This is a genomic window from Streptomyces abyssomicinicus (assembly GCF_008974245.1).
In the GTDB taxonomy this organism is placed as follows: Bacteria; Actinomycetota; Actinomycetes; order Streptomycetales; family Streptomycetaceae; genus Streptomyces; species Streptomyces abyssomicinicus.
Genome location: NZ_BBZI01000013.1, coordinates 1 through 18483 on the forward strand (window position 1 = coordinate 1; position 18483 = coordinate 18483).

Here is an 18483-nt window from a genome sequence, read left to right on the forward strand (position 1 = left end):
CCCCGCCCGGGGAACGGACGGGAGGGCCGGGGCGCGCGGACCGGGGGCGAGGACCGGGGCGCGGGGCGGCGGTCAGTGGTTGCGGGGGAAGCCCAGGTCGACGCCGGCCGGCGTGTCGGCGGGGTCCGGCCAGCGCGTGGTGACGACCTTGCCCCGGGTGTAGAAGTGCGTGCCGTCGTTGCCGTAGATGTGGTGGTCGCCGAAGAGCGAGTCCTTCCACCCGCCGAACGAGTGGTATCCCACCGGCACCGGGATCGGGACGTTCACGCCCACCATCCCGGCCTCCACCTCCAGCTGGAACCGCCGCGCCGCCCCTCCGTCCCGGGTGAAGATCGCCGCGCCGTTGCCGAAGGGTGAGGCGTTGACGAGCGCCAGGCCCTCCTCGTAGGTCTCGGCCCGCAGCACGCACAGCACCGGGCCGAAGATCTCGTCACGGTAGGCGTCGGCGGTGACCGGCACCCGGTCGAGCAGCGAGATGCCGATCCAGTGGCCGTCCTCGTACCCGTCGACGGTGAAACCGGTGCCGTCCAGGACCACCTCGGCGCCCTGGGCGGCAGCCCCCCGCACGTAGGAGGCGACCTTGTCGCGGTGGGCGCGGGTGATCAGCGGGCCCATCTCGGAGACGGGGTCGTGGCCCGGGCCGATCACGACCTTTTCGGCACGCTCGCGGATCCTGCGCACCAGTTCGTCGCCGGTCGCCCCGACCGCGACCACCGCGGAGACCGCCATGCACCGCTCCCCCGCGGAGCCGTAGGCGGCGGACACCGCGGCGTCGGCGGCGGCGTCCAGGTCGGCGTCGGGCAGCACCAGCATGTGGTTCTTGGCCCCGCCGAGCGCCTGCACGCGCTTGCCGTGCGCGGCGGCGGTTGTGTGGATGTGGCGGGCGATGGGCGTGGAGCCGACGAACGACACCGCCTGGACGTCCGGGTGCTCCAGCAGCCGGTCGACGGCCACCCTGTCGCCGTGCACGACGTTGAACACGCCGTCCGGCAGGCCGGCCTCGGCGAGCAGCCCGGCGAGCCGGACGGAGGCCGAGGGGTCCTTCTCCGAGGGCTTGAGGACGAAGGTGTTCCCGCAGGCGATGGCGAGGGGGAACATCCACATCGGCACCATGGCGGGGAAGTTGAACGGCGTGATGCCGGCGACCACGCCCAGCGGCTGCCGGATCGCGGCCACGTCCACCCGGCTCGCCACCTCGGTGGACAGCTCGCCCTTGAGCTGGACGGGGATGCCGCAGGCCAGGTCGATGATCTCCAGGCCGCGGGCGACCTCGCCGAGGGCGTCGGAGTGGACCTTGCCGTGCTCGGCGGTGATCAGCCGGGCCAGCTCGTCGCGGTGGGCGTCCACCAGGGCGCGGAACGCGAAGAGGACCGAGGTGCGGGTGGCGAGGGAGGACCGGCCCCAGCCGGCGAACGCCTCCTTGGCGGAGGCCACGGCCGCGTCCACCTCCGCCGCGCCCGCGAAGGCGACCCGGGTGGTGACGGCGCCGGTGGCGGGGTCGGTGACCGGTCCGTACGTTCCGGAGGTGCCTTCGACGGTCCTGCCGCCGATCCAGTGGTGGAGGGTCTTCGTCATGCCCGGACTCCTTCGCAGTCGACGGCTCGCCGGTCCGTCCCGCCCGGACCGGCCCGTGGGGGCGCCCCCGACCCCAGTGTGGGCCGTACCGGCCGCCTGGTGGACACCCCGCGCGGGACCTGTCCGGCCGGTGCGCGCCACTCGTCGGACGCGGACGGCCGCGTCCGGCCATGCGCGGACCCGCCGCCCGGGCGCGCCTCGCCGACCACCCCCCTTGGGTTGATACCCCCTAGGGGTATAGCCTGGGTATCGGAAGGCAACCAGTGCATCCACTCGATCAGGAGTAACGACATGACCCAGTCGACCGACACCCAGGGCGCCGTCACCACCGTCTACAAGGTGAGCGGCATGAGCTGCGGCCACTGCGAGGGCGCCGTCTCCGGAGAGATCTCGCAGATCGCGGGCGTGGAGTCGGTGAAGGCCGTCGCCTCGGCCGGCGAGGTCACCGTCGTCTCGGCCGCCCCGCTGGACGAGGAGGCGGTCAGCGCCGCCATCGACGAGGCCGGGTTCGAGTACGCCGGCGTCGCCTGATCCCCACGCACCGCCGCAGAATTCCGCCACCGCCGAGGAGGCCCTATGACCAGCACCGTCACGACGACCGGGACGACCCGGACGGCCGATCCGGCCGCCCGGGCGGAACGCGCCGACGTCGAGCTGCTGATCGGCGGGATGACCTGTGCCTCGTGCGCCGCCCGGGTCGAGAAGAAGCTCAACCGCATGGACGGCGTCGAGGCCACGGTCAACTACGCCACCGAGAAGGCGCGGATCTCCTGTCCTCCGGGGACGCCGGTCGAGGACCTGATCGCCACCGTGGTGAGGACCGGGTACACCGCCGAGCTCCCGCCGGCGCCGGAACCGGCACCGGCCGCGGCCGCGGCCCCGGGAGCGGGCTCCGGGCAGGCCCCCTCAGGGCGGACCGCAACCGGGCAGACCGCCACCGGGCAGGCGGCCGACGGGAGGACCGGCGGGGACGACGACCCCGCGGTGTCGGCGCTGCGGACGCGGTTCACCGTCTCCGCCGTCCTGGCGGCCCCGGTGGTGCTGCTGGCGATGGTCCCGGCGCTGCAGTTCGACAACTGGCAGTGGCTCTCCCTCACCCTGGCCGCCCCGGTCGTGGTGTGGGGGGCGCTGCCCTTCCACCGCGCCGCCTGGACCAACGCCCGGCACGGCGCGGCCACCATGGACACGCTGGTCTCGCTGGGCACGCTCGCGGCGTTCGGCTGGTCGCTGTGGGCGCTCTTCCTCGGTGACGCGGGCATGCCCGGCATGCGGCACGAGTTCAGCCTGACCGTCTCCCGCGGCGAGGCGTCCGGGACGCTCTACCTGGAGGTGGCCGCCGGGGTCACCGCGCTGATCCTGCTGGGCCGCTGGCTCGAGGCCCGCTCCAAGCGGCGCGCCGGGGCGGCGCTGCGGGCGCTGATGGAGCTCGGCGCCAAGGACGTCGCGGTGCTGCGCGACGGCCGCGAGGTGCGGATCCCGGTGGACGCGCTGGCGATCGGCGACCGGTTCGTGGTGCGGCCGGGCGAGAAGGTGGCCACCGACGGCGTGGTGGTCGAGGGGTCGTCCGCGGTGGACGCCTCGCTGCTGACCGGCGAGTCCGCGCCGGTGGACGTCTCGGTGGGCGACCCGGTCACCGGCGCCACCGTCAACGCGGGCGGCCGGCTCGTCGTCGAGGCGGCCCGGGTGGGCTCGGCCACCCGGCTGGCCCGGATGGCGAAGCTGGTCGAGGAGGCACAGAGCGGCAAGGCCGAGGTGCAGCGGCTGGCCGACCGGATCTCGGGGATCTTCGTCCCCGTGGTGCTGCTGATCGCGCTGGGCACGCTCACCGCCTGGCTGCTGGTGGACGGCGGGGTCACGGCCGCGTTCACCGCGGCCGTGGCGGTGCTGATCATCGCCTGCCCCTGCGCGCTGGGCCTGGCCACGCCAACGGCGCTGATGGTCGGCACCGGGCGCGGCGCCCAGATGGGCATCCTGATCAAGGGCCCGGAGGTGCTGGAGTCGACCCGCCGGGTGGACACCGTGGTGCTGGACAAGACCGGCACGGTCACCACCGGTTCGATGACGCTGCACGGGACGTACCCCGCCGACGGGGTCGAGGAGCGGGAACTGCTGCGCCTGGCGGGCGCGGTGGAGCACGCCTCCGAGCACCCGGTGGCACGGGCGATCGCCGCCGGCGCCGAGGAGCGGGTGGGCGCGCTGCCCGCCGTGGAGGGGTTCGCCGGTCTGCCCGGACGGGGCGTGCGGGGGCGCGTCGAGGGGCGTGAGGTGACCGTCGGCCGGCTCACGGCGGACGGGGCGGCCCTCGAGTTGCCTCAGGCGCTGGCGCGGGCCATGGACGCCGCGGAGGGCGCCGGGCGCACCGCGGTGGTGGCTTCCTGGGACGGCGCGCCGCGTGGTGTGCTGGTGGTCGCCGACACGGTGAAGGAGACCAGTGCCGAGGCGGTGGCCGAACTGCGCCGCCTGGGGCTGCGGCCGGTGCTGCTGACCGGTGACAACCGCAGGGTCGCGGCCTCGGTGGCGCGCGCGGTGGGCATCGACGACGCCGACGTCCTCGCCGAGGTCCTTCCCGAGGACAAGGTGGAGGCGGTGCGCCGGCTCCAGGCCGAGGGACGCACGGTCGCCATGGTGGGCGACGGCGTCAACGACGCGGCGGCGCTGGCCGCGGCCGACCTGGGCCTGGCCATGGGCACCGGCACCGACGCGGCGATCGAGGCGAGCGACCTGACGCTGGTCCGCGGCGACCTGCGGGTGGCGGCGGACGCGATCCGGCTCTCCCGGCGCACGCTGGCGACCATCAGGGGCAATCTGTTCTGGGCCTTCGGCTACAACGTGGCGGCGCTGCCGCTGGCGGCGGCCGGACTGCTGAACCCGGTGATCGCGGGCGGTGCGATGGCCTTCTCGTCGGTCTTCGTGGTCAGCAACAGCCTGCGGCTGCGCGGCTTCGGCCGGGAGGCGTGAAAGAACCAGGTGGCAGGGCCGTCCGGCCGGGCCGGACGGCCCTGCCACCTGGCCGGAAAACCGCTTGCGGCAAATCCGCCGACCTCTGGATCTGTCACCTGTTCCTCACATAAGCTCTTCACAAGTCTCCCGCAGTATCTTCAAGCGCCGCCGTACGGCCCCACGCCGGACCCCGGCCGCGGAGGGGAAGCCGCGAGAGATGCAGATCACAGTGGGGTCAACGTAACCCTTGGAGCCATTCGAGGGTCTAAGTTGGCAGTGCCGGAAGCATCTTGGGGGGTGCGACCGGTGACTGCGGGGACGTCTTGGGGGACGTCTCCGGAGCTGCGTTGCCGGGGCGCGTGCAACCGGGGAGCTTTGAGCGGCCCCCCCGAAGGTGCGGGTCCCGGCAGACCGCACACGGCGTGCCGCCCACGGCGGCGCGCGCAGCGATTCAGGCGCTGCCCGCAGACGCCCGGGCCCGGATCCCGTGGGGGGAATCCGCTCCGGGGCACAGGAGGGCGCCCTGTTCGTCGGCCCGTGGGGGGACCGGCGGCAGGGCGCCCTTCGTTTTCTCCGCGCTGCTTTCTCCGCACCGCTTTCTCCGCACTGCTCTCTCCGAATTGCCTTCTACGCGCCCGCGCGCGGCGGAGTCGCCGCGGCCTTTGCCGCCTCGGCCCGGCACGGCGAAGCCGCCCCGGCGAGGCCGGGGCGGCTCCTGTGAGGCGTGGGGCGGCCGAGGTCAGCCGCGCTCCTCCACCGGGACGAAGTCGCGCTCGACGATGCCCGTGTAGATCTGGCGCGGGCGGCCGATGCGGGAACCCGGCTCCTTGATCATCTCGTGCCACTGCGCGATCCAGCCCGGCAGGCGGCCCAGCGCGAAGAGCACGGTGAACATCTCGGTCGGGAAGCCCATCGCCCGGTAGATCAGACCCGTGTAGAAGTCCACGTTCGGGTACAGGTTGCGGGCGACGAAGTACTCGTCGGAGAGCGCGTGCTCCTCGAGCTTCAGCGCGATGTCCAGCAGCTCGTCGGACTTGCCGAGCGCCGAGAGGACGTCGTGCGCCGCAGCCTTGATGATCTTGGCGCGCGGGTCGAAGGACTTGTACACCCGGTGGCCGAAGCCCATCAGGCGGACGCCGTCCTCCTTGTTCTTCACCTTGCGGATGAAGGCGTCGACGTCGCCGCCGTTGGCCTGGATGCCCTCGAGCATCTCCAGCACCGACTGGTTGGCGCCACCGTGCAGCGGGCCCCAGAGGGCGCTGATGCCGGCCGAGATGGAGGCGAACATGTTCGCCTGCGAGGAGCCGACCAGGCGGACCGTGGAGGTGGAGCAGTTCTGCTCGTGGTCCGCGTGCAGGATCAGCAGCTTGTCGAGGGCCGAGACCACGACCGGGTCGAGCTCGTACTCCTCCGCCGGCACGGAGAACGTCATGCGCAGGAAGTTCTCGACGTAGCCGAGGTCGTTGCGCGGGTAGACGAACGGGTGGCCGACCGACTTCTTGTACGCGTGGGCCGCGATCGTCGGAAGCTTGGCGAGCAGGCGGATGGTGGAGAGGTGCCGCTGCTTCTCGTCGAACGGGTTGTGGCTGTCCTGGTAGAAGCTGGACAGCGCGGAGACCACCGAGGACAGCATCGCCATCGGGTGGGCGTCCCGCGGGAAGCCGCGGAAGAAGTTCTTGACGTCCTCGTGCAGCAGGGTGTGCTGCGTGATCTCGTTCTTGAACGTCGTCAGCTCGTCGACCGTCGGAAGCTCACCGTTGATCAGCAGGTAGGCGACCTCCAGGAAGGTCGACCGCTCCGCGAGCTGCTCGATCGGATAGCCGCGGTAGCGCAGGATGCCCTGCTCACCGTCCAGGTAGGTGATCGCGGATTTGTACGCCGCGGTGTTGCCGTAACCGCTGTCCAGTGTCACCAGGCCGGTCTGGGCCCGGAGCTTCGCGATGTCGAAGCCCTTGTCACCGACGGTGCTGTCGACCACCGGGTAGGTGTACTCGCCGTCGCCGTACCGCAGTACTACAGAGTTGTCGCTCACGTCTTCCCTCACCGACCTAGTCCTCATCTTCGAGGTGCCCTGACCGCCTCTACCTTCCCCCAACTGGCTCTGGCGAGTGCACTCGGGGTCGACCATCGGGCCCATCGGCGGCACTCAGTGCCGTCAACCTGTTCATCCTGCCCGTCTTGGGCGGGATGCGAAAGGTCCCTGTGACCTTTGCGACCCATTTGATCGATCATTTTTATCGAAAAGATTCCTCACTCCGGCGGGCGGGGTACCGAGAGCCGCCCCGAGAGCCGGAAATCCAGCGCCGTGCACCGCCGGCCGGCCGACACGGTGCGCACCGCCTGACCGATGGCTTTGCGCGAGCCAACGAGGACGACGAGCTTCTTGGCGCGGGTCACCGCCGTGTAGAGCAGGTTCCGCTGGAGCATCATCCAGGCGCCGGTGGTCACCGGGATCACCACGGCCGGATACTCGCTGCCCTGCGAGCGGTGGATGGTCACCGCGTAGGCGTGGGCCAGTTCGTCGAGTTCGTCGAAGTCGTAGGGCACCTCCTCGTCCTCGTCGGTGAGCACCGTCAGCCGCTGTTCGTCGGGGTCGAGCGAGGTGACGACGCCGACCGTGCCGTTGAACACCCCATTCTTCCCCTTTTCATAATTGTTACGGATCTGTGTGACTTTGTCCCCCACGCGGAAGACGCGGCCGCCGAACCGCTTCTCCGGCAGACCGGGGCGGGCCGGGGTGACCGCCTGTTGCAGCAGCCCGTTGAGCGTGCCCGCTCCCGCCGGGCCGCGGTGCATCGGGGCGAGCACCTGCACGTCGCGGCGGGGGTCGAGGCCGAACCGGGCGGGCAGCCGGCGGGCGGCGACGTCGACGGTGAGGCGGCCCGCCCCCTCCGTGTCGTCCTCGACGAAGAGGAAGAAGTCCTTCAGCCCGTCGGTGACCGGATGCTGTCCGGCGTTGATCCGGTGGGCGTTGGTGACCACGCCGGACTGCTGGGCCTGACGGAACACCCTGGTGAGGCGGACGGAGGGGATCGGGCTGCCGTCGGCCAGCAGGTCGCGCAGCACCTCGCCGGCGCCGACGCTGGGGAGCTGGTCCACGTCCCCCACGAAGAGCAGGTGGGCGCCGGGCGCGACCGCCTTGACGAGCTTGTTGGCGAGCAGCAGGTCCAGCATGGAGGCCTCGTCGACCACGACCAGGTCGGCGTCGAGGGGGCGGTCCTGGTCGTAGGCGGCGTCACCACCGGGCTTGAGCTCGAGCAGCCGGTGGACCGTGGAGGCCTCGGCACCGGTGAGCTCGGCGAGCCGCTTGGCGGCCCGGCCGGTGGGCGCGGCCAGCACCACCTTGGCGCGCTTGGCTCGGGCCAGCTCCACGATCGAGCGGACCGTGAACGACTTGCCGCAGCCCGGCCCGCCGGTGAGCACGGCGGCCTTCTCGGTCAGCGCCAGCCGGACGGCGGCCTCCTGCTCGGGCGCCAGGTCGGCGCCGGTCCGGGTGCGCAGCCAGCCGAGCGCCTTGCCCCAGTCGACGCCCTGGAACCAGGGCATCCGGTCGTCCTCGGCGCGCAGCAGCCGCAGCAGCCGGGAGGCCAGCGCCTGCTCCGCGCGGTGGAACGGGACCAGATAGACGCCGGTGACGAGGCCGCCGTCGGCCCCCGCGCCGCCGTCCGGTCCGGGGACCTTCTCGCGGACCACGCCCGGCTCCTCGCCGTCCGGCCCCGGCCCGGCCAGCTCGGACAGGCACTCGATGACCAGGCCGGTGTCGACCTGGAGGAGCTTGACGGCGTCGGCGATCAGGCGCTCCTCGGGGAGGAAGCAGTTGCCCTGGTCGGCGGACTGGGAGAGCGCGTACTGGAGGCCCGCCTTGACGCGCTCGGGGCTGTCGTGGGGTATGCCGACGGACTGCGCGATCTTGTCGGCGGTGAGGAAGCCGATGCCCCAGACGTCGGCGGCGAGCCGGTAGGGCTGGTTCCTCACCACGGAGATGGAGGCGTCGCCGTACTTCTTGTAGATCCGCACCGCGATGGAGGTCGACACTTCGACGGTCTGGAGGAAGAGCATCACCTCCTTGATCGCCTTCTGCTCCTCCCACGCCGCGGCGATCCGGCGCGTCCGCTTCGGGCCGAGGCCGGGGACCTCGACGAGGCGGTCCGGCGACTCCTCGATGACCGTGAGGGTGTCCAGGCCGAAGTGACGCGTGATGCGGTCGGCGAAGACCGGGCCGATGCCCTTGACCAGGCCGGAGCCGAGGTAACGGCGGATGCCCTGGACCGTGGCGGGCAGGACGGTGGTGTAGTTCTCGACGTGGAACTGCTTGCCGTACTGGGGGTGGGAGCCCCAGCGGCCCTCCATGCGCAGCGACTCCCCGACCTGCGCGCCGAGCAACGCGCCGACGACGGTGAGGAGTTCGCCCGGGCCCGAGCCGCGGCCGGTGTCCACCCGGGCGACGGTGTAGCCGTTCTCCTCGTTGGCGTACGTGACGCGTTCGAGCACGCCTTCGAGCACGGCGGGCTTGCGGACGGGCTCAGTTGCCATGGTCCGACGTTACCGCCGCGGGACGACAGCGCCGCGGGCCTGTGGAAAACCGGGGAGGAGCGGATGGTCAGCTCTTGCGGGCGACGTCGCGGGCCCACAGGACGAGAGGGATCTGGAGGGGGAGCCTGCCGTACGCGGCGGCCCTGAGCGGAGCGGGGCGGTGGCGCCAGTCCCGGGCCATCTTCACGTTGGCGGGGAAGACGCCGACGAAGAAGGCGGTGGCGGCCAGGGCGGCGGCGCGCCGCGTGCGGGGCGCGGCCAGACCCGCGGCCAGGGCGAGTTCGGCGGCGCCGCTGACATAGGTCCAGGTGCGGGCGGAGCCGGGCAGGCTCGCGGGGACGATGCCGTCGAAGACGCGGGGGCGGGCGAAGTGGGCGGCGCCGGCCGTGGCGAGGAGGGCGGCGAGGGCGAGGGGCGAGCGGGACATCGTGTTCTCCTCCGAGGGTGCTCCGCCGAACGGGACGCCGCGATGCTACTCGCCGGTAAGGGCCGGGCGGCAGTGATCGCTGCAATCACCCAGGACCCACCCCGCTCACCCAAGATCGTCTCTGCTCACATGAGCGAGCTACGTCACAAACCAGGGTCAGGGTCTTGTCATCCGACGGTGTAATCGTTTCCAATCCCTCTTGTAATCGTTTCCACAAGGAGGTGGAACCGCGGATGCCTGGCATCAAGGATGTCGCCGCGCGCGCCGGTGTCTCCGTCGCCACCGTGTCACGGGCGCTCAACCGCCACCCGTCGGTGAGCGAGGAGGCCCGCGCCAGGGTGCTGGCCGCGGTCGAGGAGCTGGGGTACCGCCCCAACGCCGTCGCCCGGTCCCTGCGCACCGACCAGACCCGCACCCTGGGGCTGGTGATCAGCGACGTGATGAACCCCTACTTCACCGAGCTCGCCAGGGCCGTCGAGGAGGAGGCGCGCGCCCTCGGCTACAGCGTGATCATCGGGAACGCCGACGAGCGCCCCGAGCTCCAGGACCACCACATCCGCAATCTGGTGGACCGCCGGATCGACGGCCTGCTGGTCTCCCCCACCGACGGCGGCACCCCGCTGCTGCTGGACACGGCGCGGGCCGGGACCCCCGTGGTCTTCGTGGACCGGTGGATCCCCGGCGCCGACGACGTGGACGTCCCCGTGGTCCGCTCCGACGGCCGCGGCGCCGTCCGGGACCTGGTCGCCCACCTCCACCGCCTCGGTCACCGCCGGCTCGCCATCATCGCGGGCCCCGCGGCCACCACCACCGGCAGCGAGCGCGTCGAGGCGTTCCGCGAGGCGCTCGCCGCGCACGGACTGGAGCTGCCCGACGCCTACATCGGCCAGGGCGACTTCCAGGCCGGCAGCGGCCGCCGCGCCACCGAGCGCTTCCTCGACCTGCCGGAACCCCCCGAGGCCGTCTTCGCCGCCGACAACCTGATGGCGCTCGGCGCCCTGGACGCCGTGCGCGCGCGGGGCCTGCGGGTGCCGGACGACATCGCGCTGGCGGCGTTCGACGACATCCCCTGGTTCGTCCACACCGGCCCCCCGGTGACCGCGATCGCCCAGCCCACCGGCGAACTCGGCCGCGCGGCGGTGCGCGCCCTGGTCGACCGCATCGAGGGCCGGACCGCCCGGTCCGTCACCCTCCCCGCCCGGCTCGTCGTGCGCCGCTCGTGCGGCGAGGACGGCGAGACCCATCCCCAGAAGAGGAGCGACCCGTGAGCGACACGGACGAGTTGCTGCGCATCGAAGGAGTGCGCAAGGCCTTCCCCGGCGTGGTCGCGCTCGACGGCGTCGACTTCGACCTGCGGCGCGGCGAGGTGCACGTGCTGCTCGGTGAGAACGGCGCGGGCAAGAGCACGCTGATCAAGACGCTCTCCGGCGCCCACCGCCCGGACGAGGGCCGCATCCTGGTCGACGGCCGGGAAGTGACGATCGGCAGCGCGCAGGACGCCGAGAAGCTCGGCATCGCGACCATCTACCAGGAGTTCAACCTGGTCCCGGACCTGACCGTGGCCGAGAACATCTTCCTGGGCCGCCAGCCCCGCAGGTTCGGCATGATCGACCGCCGCCGCATGGAGGCCGAGGCCGCCGAGCTGCTGGAGCGGGTCGGCGTGCCGGTCTCGCCGCGCGCCCGGGTGCGTGACCTCGGCATCGCCCGCCTCCAGATGGTGGAGATCGCCAAGGCGCTCAGCCTGGACGCCCGGGTGCTGATCATGGACGAGCCGACCGCGGTGCTCACCTCGGAGGAGGTGGAGAAGCTGTTCTCCATCGTCCGCCGGCTGCGCGAGGACGGCGTGGGCGTCGTCTTCATCACCCACCACCTGGAGGAGATCGCCGCCCTCGGCGACCGCGTCACCGTCATCCGCGACGGCCGCAGCGTCGGCCGGGTGCCGGCCTCCACCCCGGAGGACGAGCTGGTCCGCCTGATGGTGGGCCGCTCCATCGAGCAGCAGTACCCGCGCGAGCGGGCCGGGGCCGGCGAGCCGCTGCTGCGGGTTACGGGACTGACCCGGGACGGCGTCTTCCACGACGTGTCCTTCGAGGTCCGCGCCGGTGAGGTCGTCGGCATCGCCGGCCTGGTCGGCGCGGGCCGCACCGAGGTGGTGCGCGCCGTCTTCGGCGCGGACCCCTACGACGCGGGCTCGGTGACGGTGGCCGGCGAGGCGGTGCGCCGTCACGACGTCAACGCCGCGCTGGACGCCGGGATCGGGCTGATCCCCGAGGACCGCAAGGGCCAGGGCCTGGTGCTCGACGCCTCCGTGGCGGAGAACCTGGGCCTGGTCACCCTCCGGTCGTCGGTGAAGGCCGGGCTGGTGGACCGCAAGGGCCAGCGGCGGGCCGCCGGACGGATCGCCGAGCAGCTCGGCGTCCGGATGGCCGGTCTCGACCAGCAGGTGCGCACCCTGTCCGGCGGCAACCAGCAGAAGGTCGTCATCGGCAAGTGGCTGCTCGCCGACACCCGGGTGCTGATCCTCGACGAGCCGACCCGCGGCATCGACGTGGGCGCCAAGGTCGAGATCTACCAGCTGATCAACGAACTCACGGCCGCCGGAGCGGCGGTCCTGATGGTCTCCAGCGACCTGCCCGAGGTGCTCGGCATGAGCGACCGGGTGCTGGTGATGGCCCAGGGCCGGATCGCGGGCGAACTGCCCGCCGACGAGGCGACCCAGGACGCGGTGATGGCGCTCGCCGTCTCCACGCAGTCCACGAACACCACCGGCGACGAGGCCGGCGACGAGGAAGGGAAGGCCCCCCGTGGCCACTGACACGCTCAAGAGCAAGCCGGGCGCGAGTGGCGCCGGCGGCCTGCGCCGCATTCTTCTCGACAACGGCGCGCTGACCGCGCTGATCGTCCTGGTCGTCGCCATGTCGGCGCTGTCCGGCGACTTCCTGACGGCCGACAACCTGCTGAACATCGGCGTCCAGGCGGCGGTCACCGCCATCCTGGCGTTCGGCGTCACCTTCGTCATCGTCTCGGCGGGCATCGACCTGTCGGTGGGCTCGGTGGCCGCGCTGTCCGCGACCGTGCTGGCGTGGACGGCGACCTCCGAGGGCGTTCCGGTGTGGATCGCCGTGATCCTCGCCGTCGCCACCGGTCTGGCCTGCGGCCTGGTCAACGGCGTGCTGATCTCCTACGGGAAGCTGCCGCCGTTCATCGCCACCCTGGCCATGCTGTCGATCGCCCGCGGTCTGTCGCTGGTGATCTCGCAGGGCAGCCCGATCCCGTTCCCGGACTCGGTCTCGCACCTCGGTGACACCCTCGGCGGCTGGCTGCCGGTGCCGGTCCTGGTGATGATCGTCATGGGTCTGATCACGGCGCTGGTGCTGGGCCGGACCTACATCGGCCGCTCGATGTACGCCATCGGCGGCAACGAGGAGGCCGCGCGCCTCTCCGGCCTGAAGGTCAAGAAGCAGAAGCTGGCGATCTACGCCCTGTCCGGACTGTTCGCCGCCGCGGCGGGCATCGTGCTGGCCTCCCGCCTCTCCTCCGCGCAGCCGCAGGCCGCGCAGGGCTACGAGCTGGACGCGATCGCGGCGGTCGTCATCGGCGGCGCCTCGCTGGCCGGCGGCGTCGGCAAGGCCTCCGGCACGCTGATCGGCGCGCTGATCCTCGCCGTGCTGCGCAACGGCCTCAACCTGCTCTCCGTCTCCGCCTTCTGGCAGCAGGTCGTCATCGGCGTGGTCATCGCGCTCGCCGTGCTGCTGGACACCGTCCGCCGCAAGGCCGGCGCCACCCCGGCGGCGGCCGGTGCGGCGGGCGGCGGCGGCAACCGCGGCAAGCAGGCGCTGACCTACCTGCTGGCCGCCGTGGTCGCGGCCGCGGTGGTGGCCGCGATGTCCTTCCTGCACAACGGCTCCGACCAGGCCGCCAAGCAGAAGGTGGGCCTGTCGCTCTCCACCCTGAACAACCCGTTCTTCGTCCAGATCCGCCAGGGCGCCGAGCAGGAGGCGAAGAAGCTGGGCGTGGACCTGACCGTCACCGACGCGCAGAACGACGCCTCCCAGCAGGCCAACCAGCTGCAGAACTTCACCAGCTCCGGCCTGTCCACCATCGTGGTCAACCCGGTCGACTCGGACGCGGCGGGCCCGTCGGTGCGCTCGGCCAACAAGGCGGACATCCCGGTGGTGGCCGTGGACCGCGGCGTCAACAAGGCGGAGATCGACGCGCTGGTCGCCTCGGACAACGTCGAGGGCGGCCGGATGGCGGCCCGCGCGCTGGGCGAGAAGCTGGGCGGCGAGGGCTCCATCGTGATCCTCCAGGGCCAGGCGGGCACCTCCGCCAGCCGTGAGCGCGGCCAGGGCTTCGCCGAGGGGCTCGAGGAGTTCCCGGGCATCGAGGTCGTCGCCAAGCAGCCCGCGGACTTCGACCGCACCAAGGGCCTGGACGTCATGAGCAACCTGCTGCAGGCCCACCCCGACATCGAGGGCGTCTTCGCCGAGAACGACGAGATGGCGCTCGGCGCCGCCAAGGCGCTCGGTTCCAAGGCCGGCAAGGACGTGCAGGTCGTCGGCTTCGACGGCACCCCGGACGGCCTCAAGGCCGTCGAGGCGGGCACCCTCTACGCCTCGGTCGCCCAGCAGCCCACCGAGCTGGGCAGGATCGCGGTGCGCAACGCGCTGGACGCGGCGCAGGGCAAGGACCTCAAGGACCTGGTCAAGGTGCCGGTGAAGGTCGTCACCAAGGAGAACGTCGGCTCGTTCGGCGGCTGACGGGTCCGAGTGGTCCGAGTGAGGGAGACAGTGATGTACGACTACGACCTGGTGGTCGTCGGTTCGGCCAACGCCGACCTGGTGATCGGCGTCGAGCGCCGGCCCGCCGCCGGTGAGACGGTGCTCGGCTCCGACCTGGCCGTCCACCCGGGCGGCAAGGGCGCCAACCAGGCGGTCGCCGCCGCCCGCCTCGGGGCGCGGACGGCGCTGGTGGCCCGGGTGGGCGAGGACCCGCACGGGCGGCTGCTGCTGGACTCGCTGTCCTCGGCCGGCGTCGACACCTCCGCGGTGGCGGCCGGCCGGGCGCCCACGGGCGTCGCGCTGATCACCGTGGACCCGTCGGGCGACAACAGCATCGTGGTGTCGCCCGGCGCCAACGGGCGGCTGACGCCCGGGGACGCGCGGGCGGCCGAGCGGGTGCTGCGGTCCGCGCCGGTGGTCTCGGCCCAGCTGGAGATCCCGCTGGAGACGGTGACCGAGGCGGTGCGCCTGCTCGCACCCGGGACGCGGTTCGTGCTGAACCCGTCGCCGCCGCGGGAGCTGCCGGCCGAGTTGCTGGAGGCCTGCGACCCGCTGATCGTCAACGAGCACGAGGCCCGGGTGATCGCCGGCGACGGCACGCTGGGCGACGGCCCCGAAGAGTGGGCCCGGGCGCTGCTGGCACTGGGGCCGCGGTCGGTGGTGGTCACCCTGGGCGCCGGCGGCGCGGTGACGGCGGAGGCGGACGGAGGCGTCACGCGGGTGCCGTCGGTGACGGTGGACGCCGTGGACACCACCGGCGCGGGCGACGCGTTCACGGCGGCCCTGGCCTGGCGGCTGGGGCTCGGCGAGTCCCTGCCCGTCGCCGCCGGGTACGCGGCGCGGGTCGGCGCGGCGGCGGTCACCCGGGAGGGCGCCCAGGCGTCCTACCCGACGGCGGAGGAGGTCGCGGCGCTGTGAAGCGGTCCGGAATCCTGAACCGTCATCTGGCCGGCGCCCTCGCCGAGCTGGGCCACACCGACCAGGTGCTGGTCTGCGACGCGGGCATGCCGATACCGGCGGGGCCGAGGGTGGTGGACCTGGCGTTCCGCGCCGGGGTCCCGTCCTTCGCGGAGGTGCTGGACGGGCTGCTGGAGGAGCTGGTGGTGGAGGGCGCGGTCGCCGCGCGCGAGGTGCGGGACGCCAATCCCGCGGCCGCGGCGCTGCTGGCCGGGCTGCCGGATCTGCACCTGGTCCCGCACGAGGAGCTCAAGGTGCGCTCGCGGGACGCCCGGCTGGTGGTGCGCACCGGCGAGGCGGCCCCGTACGCCAACGTGCTGCTGCGGTGCGGGGTGTTCTTCTAGCCCGCGCGGTCGTGCGGGCCGTGCGGGTCGTGCGGGTCGTCCGGCGCTTCCCGGACGTACGCGAGGGGGCCCGGTCCTGTGGACCGGGCCCCCTCGGTTCTCCCCCCGCCAGAAGCCTTCCGACCCCCCCGGGTCCCCCTCCAGAACTCCTGACGCCGACTAAGACCGGCGAGGTGGGGCAAGGGTTGTACGCTCCGCCAGGATTTTTTCCAGCGTCTCCCTGACCTCCGTCCAGTCCGCCGCGAGGACCGCGTGCACCGCCGTGTCCCGCAGCCGGCCCTCCTCCCCGGCGACCCGGGAGACGCCCCACCCGCGCAGCACGCCCTCCGGCCGTGCCCCCACCCGCTCCATCGCGGCGCGCGAGCGGGTGTTGCGGGCGTCGGTCATCAGGTCCACCCGGCCCACGCCCCAGCCCTCGAACGCCTGCCGGAACAGCAGCAGCTTGGCCTCGGTGTTGATGCCGGTGCCCTGCGCGGAACGGCCCAGCCAGGTCCAGCCGACCTCGACCGCGTCCAGCCTCCGCGGGGAGCGCCAGGCACGCGGCGTGCAGAAGGAGGTGCAGCCGACCGCGTGACCGGTGGCCCGGGAGATCTGCGCGTAGGGCGCGACCGTCCCCTCCCCGGCGCGCTCGCGCTGGGTGGCGATGTAGGCGGGGACCTCGTCCGCCCGGGGCACCCAGGTGTAGCCGAAGGTGGACCGGTCGGCCTCCGCGGCGACGGCCAGGTCAGCCGCGTGACGCGCCTCCAGCGGCTCCAGCCGCACCAGCGAGCCCTCCAGCGGCGGGGCGGTCAGCCGGAATCCCATCCGGGGCCTCCTTCGTCGGGACGTCCGCGGCGGAGCCTGCCCCACCGTCCGCGGCGGAGTCTGCCCCACCGGCCGCGGCGGCGGCGACCCGGTTTCCGCCCGGGCGGGCGAGGGAGGTCATGGCGACGCCCGTCACCAGCAGGGCCGCGGCGGCCCACCGCAGCGGGCTGACCGCCTCGTCCAGCAGCAGCCAGGCGGAGGCCATGCCGAAGACGGGCACCAGCAGCGAGAAGGGGGCCACGGTCGACGCCGGGTGGCGCTTGATCAGCCAGCCCCAGGCTCCGAAGCCGAACACGGTGCTGACCCAGGCGATGAAGAGGATCACCCCGACGCCTTCCATGTCCAGCGCGCGCAGGGCGGCCAGGTCGCGGTCGGCGCCCTCGGTGAGCAGCGAGAGGGCCAGCAGCGGCAGCACCGGCACGGTGCTCACCCAGACCATGAAGTTGAGCGCGTCCGGCGGGGACGCCTTGCGGGTGAGGACGTTGGAGACGCCCCAGCAGGCGCCGCCGAGCACCACCAGGGCGAAGGCGGGGAGCGGTCCGGTGGACCCCTCGTCCACGGCGGCCACCGCTATGCCGGCCACCGCGACCGCCATGCCCGCCACCCGCAGCCCGGTGAGGCGCTCGCCCAGCACCGCGAAGGCGATCAGCGCGGTGAAGACGGCCTGGATCTGCAGGACCAGCGAGGTCAGACCGGCGGGCATGCCCTGGTCCATGCCGACGAAGACCAGTCCGAACTTGGCGACGCCCAGGGCGAGTCCGACACCCACGATCCACTTCCACGCCACCTTGGGCCGCCCCACCAGGAACACGGCCGGCAGCGCGGCGAGGAGGAAGCGCAGCGCGGAGAGCAGCAGCGGCGGGAAGTGGTCGAGGCCGATCTCGATCACCACGAAGTTGACGCCCCAGGTCGCCGCGACGCACACGGCCAGCAGGAGATGAGTAGGTCGCATGGTCCGAGGATCCGCTGTCGCCACCGTGTAGCACCAGCGATGATTGCTGCACCGGCGGATGTAGCAACACTGAACGATGGCACCGGGACCGTCCCCGCACGACGGTCCCGCCCAAGACCCCTGGAGGGCCCGGCATGCTGGACCTGCAACGACTGCGCGCCCTGCACGCGGTCGCCGTGCACGGCACCGTCAACGCCGCTGCGGCGTCGCTGGGTTACACCCCCTCCGCGGTGTCCCAGCAGATCGCCAAGCTGGAACGGGAGACCCGCACGGTCCTGCTGGAACGGCAGGGCCGTGGGGTGCGGCTGACCGAGGACGCCCGCCGGCTCGCCGGGACGGCGCGCGAGCTGCTGGGGCTGGTGGAGCGGGCGGAGGCGGAGCTGGAGGAGCGGCGCGGGGAGCCCGCGGGACGGCTGACGGTCGCCGCGTTCCCCTCGGCGGCGCGCGGGCTCATGCCCGGGGTGCTGGCCGATCTGGCGGCGCGGCACCCGGCGCTGGACCTGCGGCTCAGCGAGGTCGACCCGCATCTGTCGGTGGGGATGGTGGCCAAGGGCGGCGTGGACATGGCGGTGACCCACGACTGGGACGTCGCCCCGATGACCCTGCCGCCCGGGCTGGCCCGGCACGGGATCGGGGAGGACCTGAGCGACCTGACGGTGCCCCGGGGCCACCGGCTGGCCGGCCGTGACCGGGTGCGGAGCGAGGAACTGGCCGGTGAGCCGTGGGTCTGCCAGCCGCCGGGGCGGGTCTGCCACGACTGGCTGGTGCGGACCATGCGGGCGGCCGGGCACGAGCCGCGGGTGGTGCACACCGCCGACGAGAACCCCACCCTGGTCGCCCTGGTGGCGGCCGGGCTGGGGGTGGCGGTGATCCCCCGGCTGGGCCGCGGACCGCTGCCCGAGGGCGTGGTGACGGTGCCGATGGACCCGGTTCCGGTACGGCGGCTGTACGCGGTGTGGCGTGAGGAGGCGGCCCGGCGTCCGGCCGTGGCGGAGACGGTCCGGGCCCTGCGGGCGCGGTGGGGGTCCGTGGCGGGGGAACCGTGAGCCGGGGTGGCACGTCCAAGGGCCGTACTGCCGGACGAGTCACCGCAGAGCGGTCGACCGGCCACCTGTGGGGGCCGGTTATCCCCCTCCCCTCCGCCTGCGGCCGGCAGCCCGGGCCGTCACC

The 18483-nt window shown here is 73.0% G+C and carries 14 protein-coding genes; 8 read left to right on the forward strand and 6 right to left on the reverse strand.

Annotated elements, in window-relative coordinates; genetic code table 11:
• Nucleotides 1-72: 72 nt before the first annotated feature.
• Nucleotides 73-1575: a CoA-acylating methylmalonate-semialdehyde dehydrogenase gene (mmsA, locus tag GBN72_RS29260; RefSeq protein ID WP_151774979.1), complete on the reverse strand. Its 1503-nt coding sequence runs from the start codon at nucleotides 1573-1575 to the stop codon at nucleotides 73-75.
• 291 nt (nucleotides 1576-1866) lie between these two features.
• Between mmsA and GBN72_RS29265 the strand changes: the two genes are divergently transcribed.
• Complete coding sequence (locus GBN72_RS29265) at nucleotides 1867-2106, forward strand: heavy-metal-associated domain-containing protein (protein ID WP_151774980.1); 240 nt, start codon at nucleotides 1867-1869, stop codon at nucleotides 2104-2106.
• Between the two features lie 45 nt (nucleotides 2107-2151).
• Nucleotides 2152-4533, forward strand: coding sequence for a heavy metal translocating P-type ATPase (locus GBN72_RS29270; RefSeq protein ID WP_151774981.1), 2382 nt, complete (start codon nucleotides 2152-2154; stop codon nucleotides 4531-4533).
• Nucleotides 4534-5254: 721 nt separating this feature from the next.
• Here the strand turns inward: GBN72_RS29270 and GBN72_RS29275 are convergent.
• The 3 genes from GBN72_RS29275 to GBN72_RS29285 all read right to left on the reverse strand — a co-directional run bounded on the left by GBN72_RS29275 (nucleotide 5255) and on the right by GBN72_RS29285 (nucleotide 9475).
• Nucleotides 5255-6547, reverse strand: coding sequence for a citrate synthase (locus tag GBN72_RS29275; RefSeq protein WP_151774982.1), 1293 nt, complete (start codon nucleotides 6545-6547; stop codon nucleotides 5255-5257).
• Nucleotides 6548-6765: 218 nt separating this feature from the next.
• The gene (gene recD2 / locus GBN72_RS29280; protein ID WP_151774983.1) at nucleotides 6766-9048 is read right to left on the reverse strand and encodes an SF1B family DNA helicase RecD2; all 2283 of its coding nucleotides are present in this window, start codon (nucleotides 9046-9048) and stop codon (nucleotides 6766-6768) included.
• 67 nt (nucleotides 9049-9115) lie between these two features.
• Nucleotides 9116-9475 carry a DoxX-related protein gene (locus GBN72_RS29285; RefSeq protein WP_151774984.1) on the reverse strand — a complete coding sequence of 120 codons (360 nt, stop codon included), beginning with the start codon at nucleotides 9473-9475 and terminating at the stop codon, nucleotides 9116-9118.
• A gap of 233 nt (nucleotides 9476-9708) precedes the next feature.
• On the opposite strand from GBN72_RS29285, the gene GBN72_RS29290 reads away from it, so the two are divergent.
• Genes GBN72_RS29290 through rbsD form a run of 5 tightly spaced genes read left to right on the forward strand, consistent with a single transcriptional unit; the run spans nucleotide 9709 to nucleotide 15557 of the window.
• A complete protein-coding gene (locus GBN72_RS29290; protein ID WP_151774985.1) occupies nucleotides 9709-10743 on the forward strand; it encodes a LacI family DNA-binding transcriptional regulator in 1035 nt (344 codons plus the stop codon).
• Nucleotides 10740-12290, forward strand: coding sequence for a sugar ABC transporter ATP-binding protein (locus GBN72_RS29295; RefSeq protein ID WP_151774986.1), 1551 nt, complete (start codon nucleotides 10740-10742; stop codon nucleotides 12288-12290). The genes GBN72_RS29290 and GBN72_RS29295 overlap by 4 nt, the downstream gene beginning before the upstream one ends.
• The gene (locus GBN72_RS29300; protein WP_151774987.1) at nucleotides 12280-14235 is read left to right on the forward strand and encodes an ABC transporter permease/substrate-binding protein; all 1956 of its coding nucleotides are present in this window, start codon (nucleotides 12280-12282) and stop codon (nucleotides 14233-14235) included. Before GBN72_RS29295 ends, GBN72_RS29300 begins: the two co-directional genes overlap by 11 nt.
• 33 nt (nucleotides 14236-14268) lie before the next feature.
• On the forward strand, nucleotides 14269-15174 hold the full coding sequence (locus GBN72_RS29305) for a ribokinase (RefSeq protein ID WP_151774988.1): 906 nt from the start codon (nucleotides 14269-14271) through the stop codon (nucleotides 15172-15174).
• Complete coding sequence (gene rbsD, locus GBN72_RS29310; protein ID WP_151774989.1) at nucleotides 15171-15557, forward strand: D-ribose pyranase; 387 nt, start codon at nucleotides 15171-15173, stop codon at nucleotides 15555-15557. Before GBN72_RS29305 ends, rbsD begins: the two co-directional genes overlap by 4 nt.
• A gap of 159 nt (nucleotides 15558-15716) precedes the next feature.
• Here rbsD and GBN72_RS29315 read toward each other — a convergent pair whose 3' ends face one another.
• Both GBN72_RS29315 and GBN72_RS29320 read right to left on the reverse strand, forming a co-directional pair.
• Nucleotides 15717-16361 carry a GNAT family N-acetyltransferase gene (locus tag GBN72_RS29315; RefSeq protein WP_151774990.1) on the reverse strand — a complete coding sequence of 215 codons (645 nt, stop codon included), beginning with the start codon at nucleotides 16359-16361 and terminating at the stop codon, nucleotides 15717-15719.
• Nucleotides 16282-17313 (reverse strand): EamA family transporter, encoded by a 1032-nt coding sequence (locus tag GBN72_RS29320; RefSeq protein WP_151774991.1) that lies wholly within the window; start codon nucleotides 17311-17313, stop codon nucleotides 16282-16284. Before GBN72_RS29320 ends, GBN72_RS29315 begins: the two co-directional genes overlap by 80 nt.
• Before the next feature lie 134 nt (nucleotides 17314-17447).
• Between GBN72_RS29320 and GBN72_RS29325 the strand changes: the two genes are divergently transcribed.
• Nucleotides 17448-18359 carry a LysR family transcriptional regulator gene (locus GBN72_RS29325; RefSeq protein ID WP_151774992.1) on the forward strand — a complete coding sequence of 304 codons (912 nt, stop codon included), beginning with the start codon at nucleotides 17448-17450 and terminating at the stop codon, nucleotides 18357-18359.
• Nucleotides 18360-18483 lie beyond the last annotated feature (124 nt).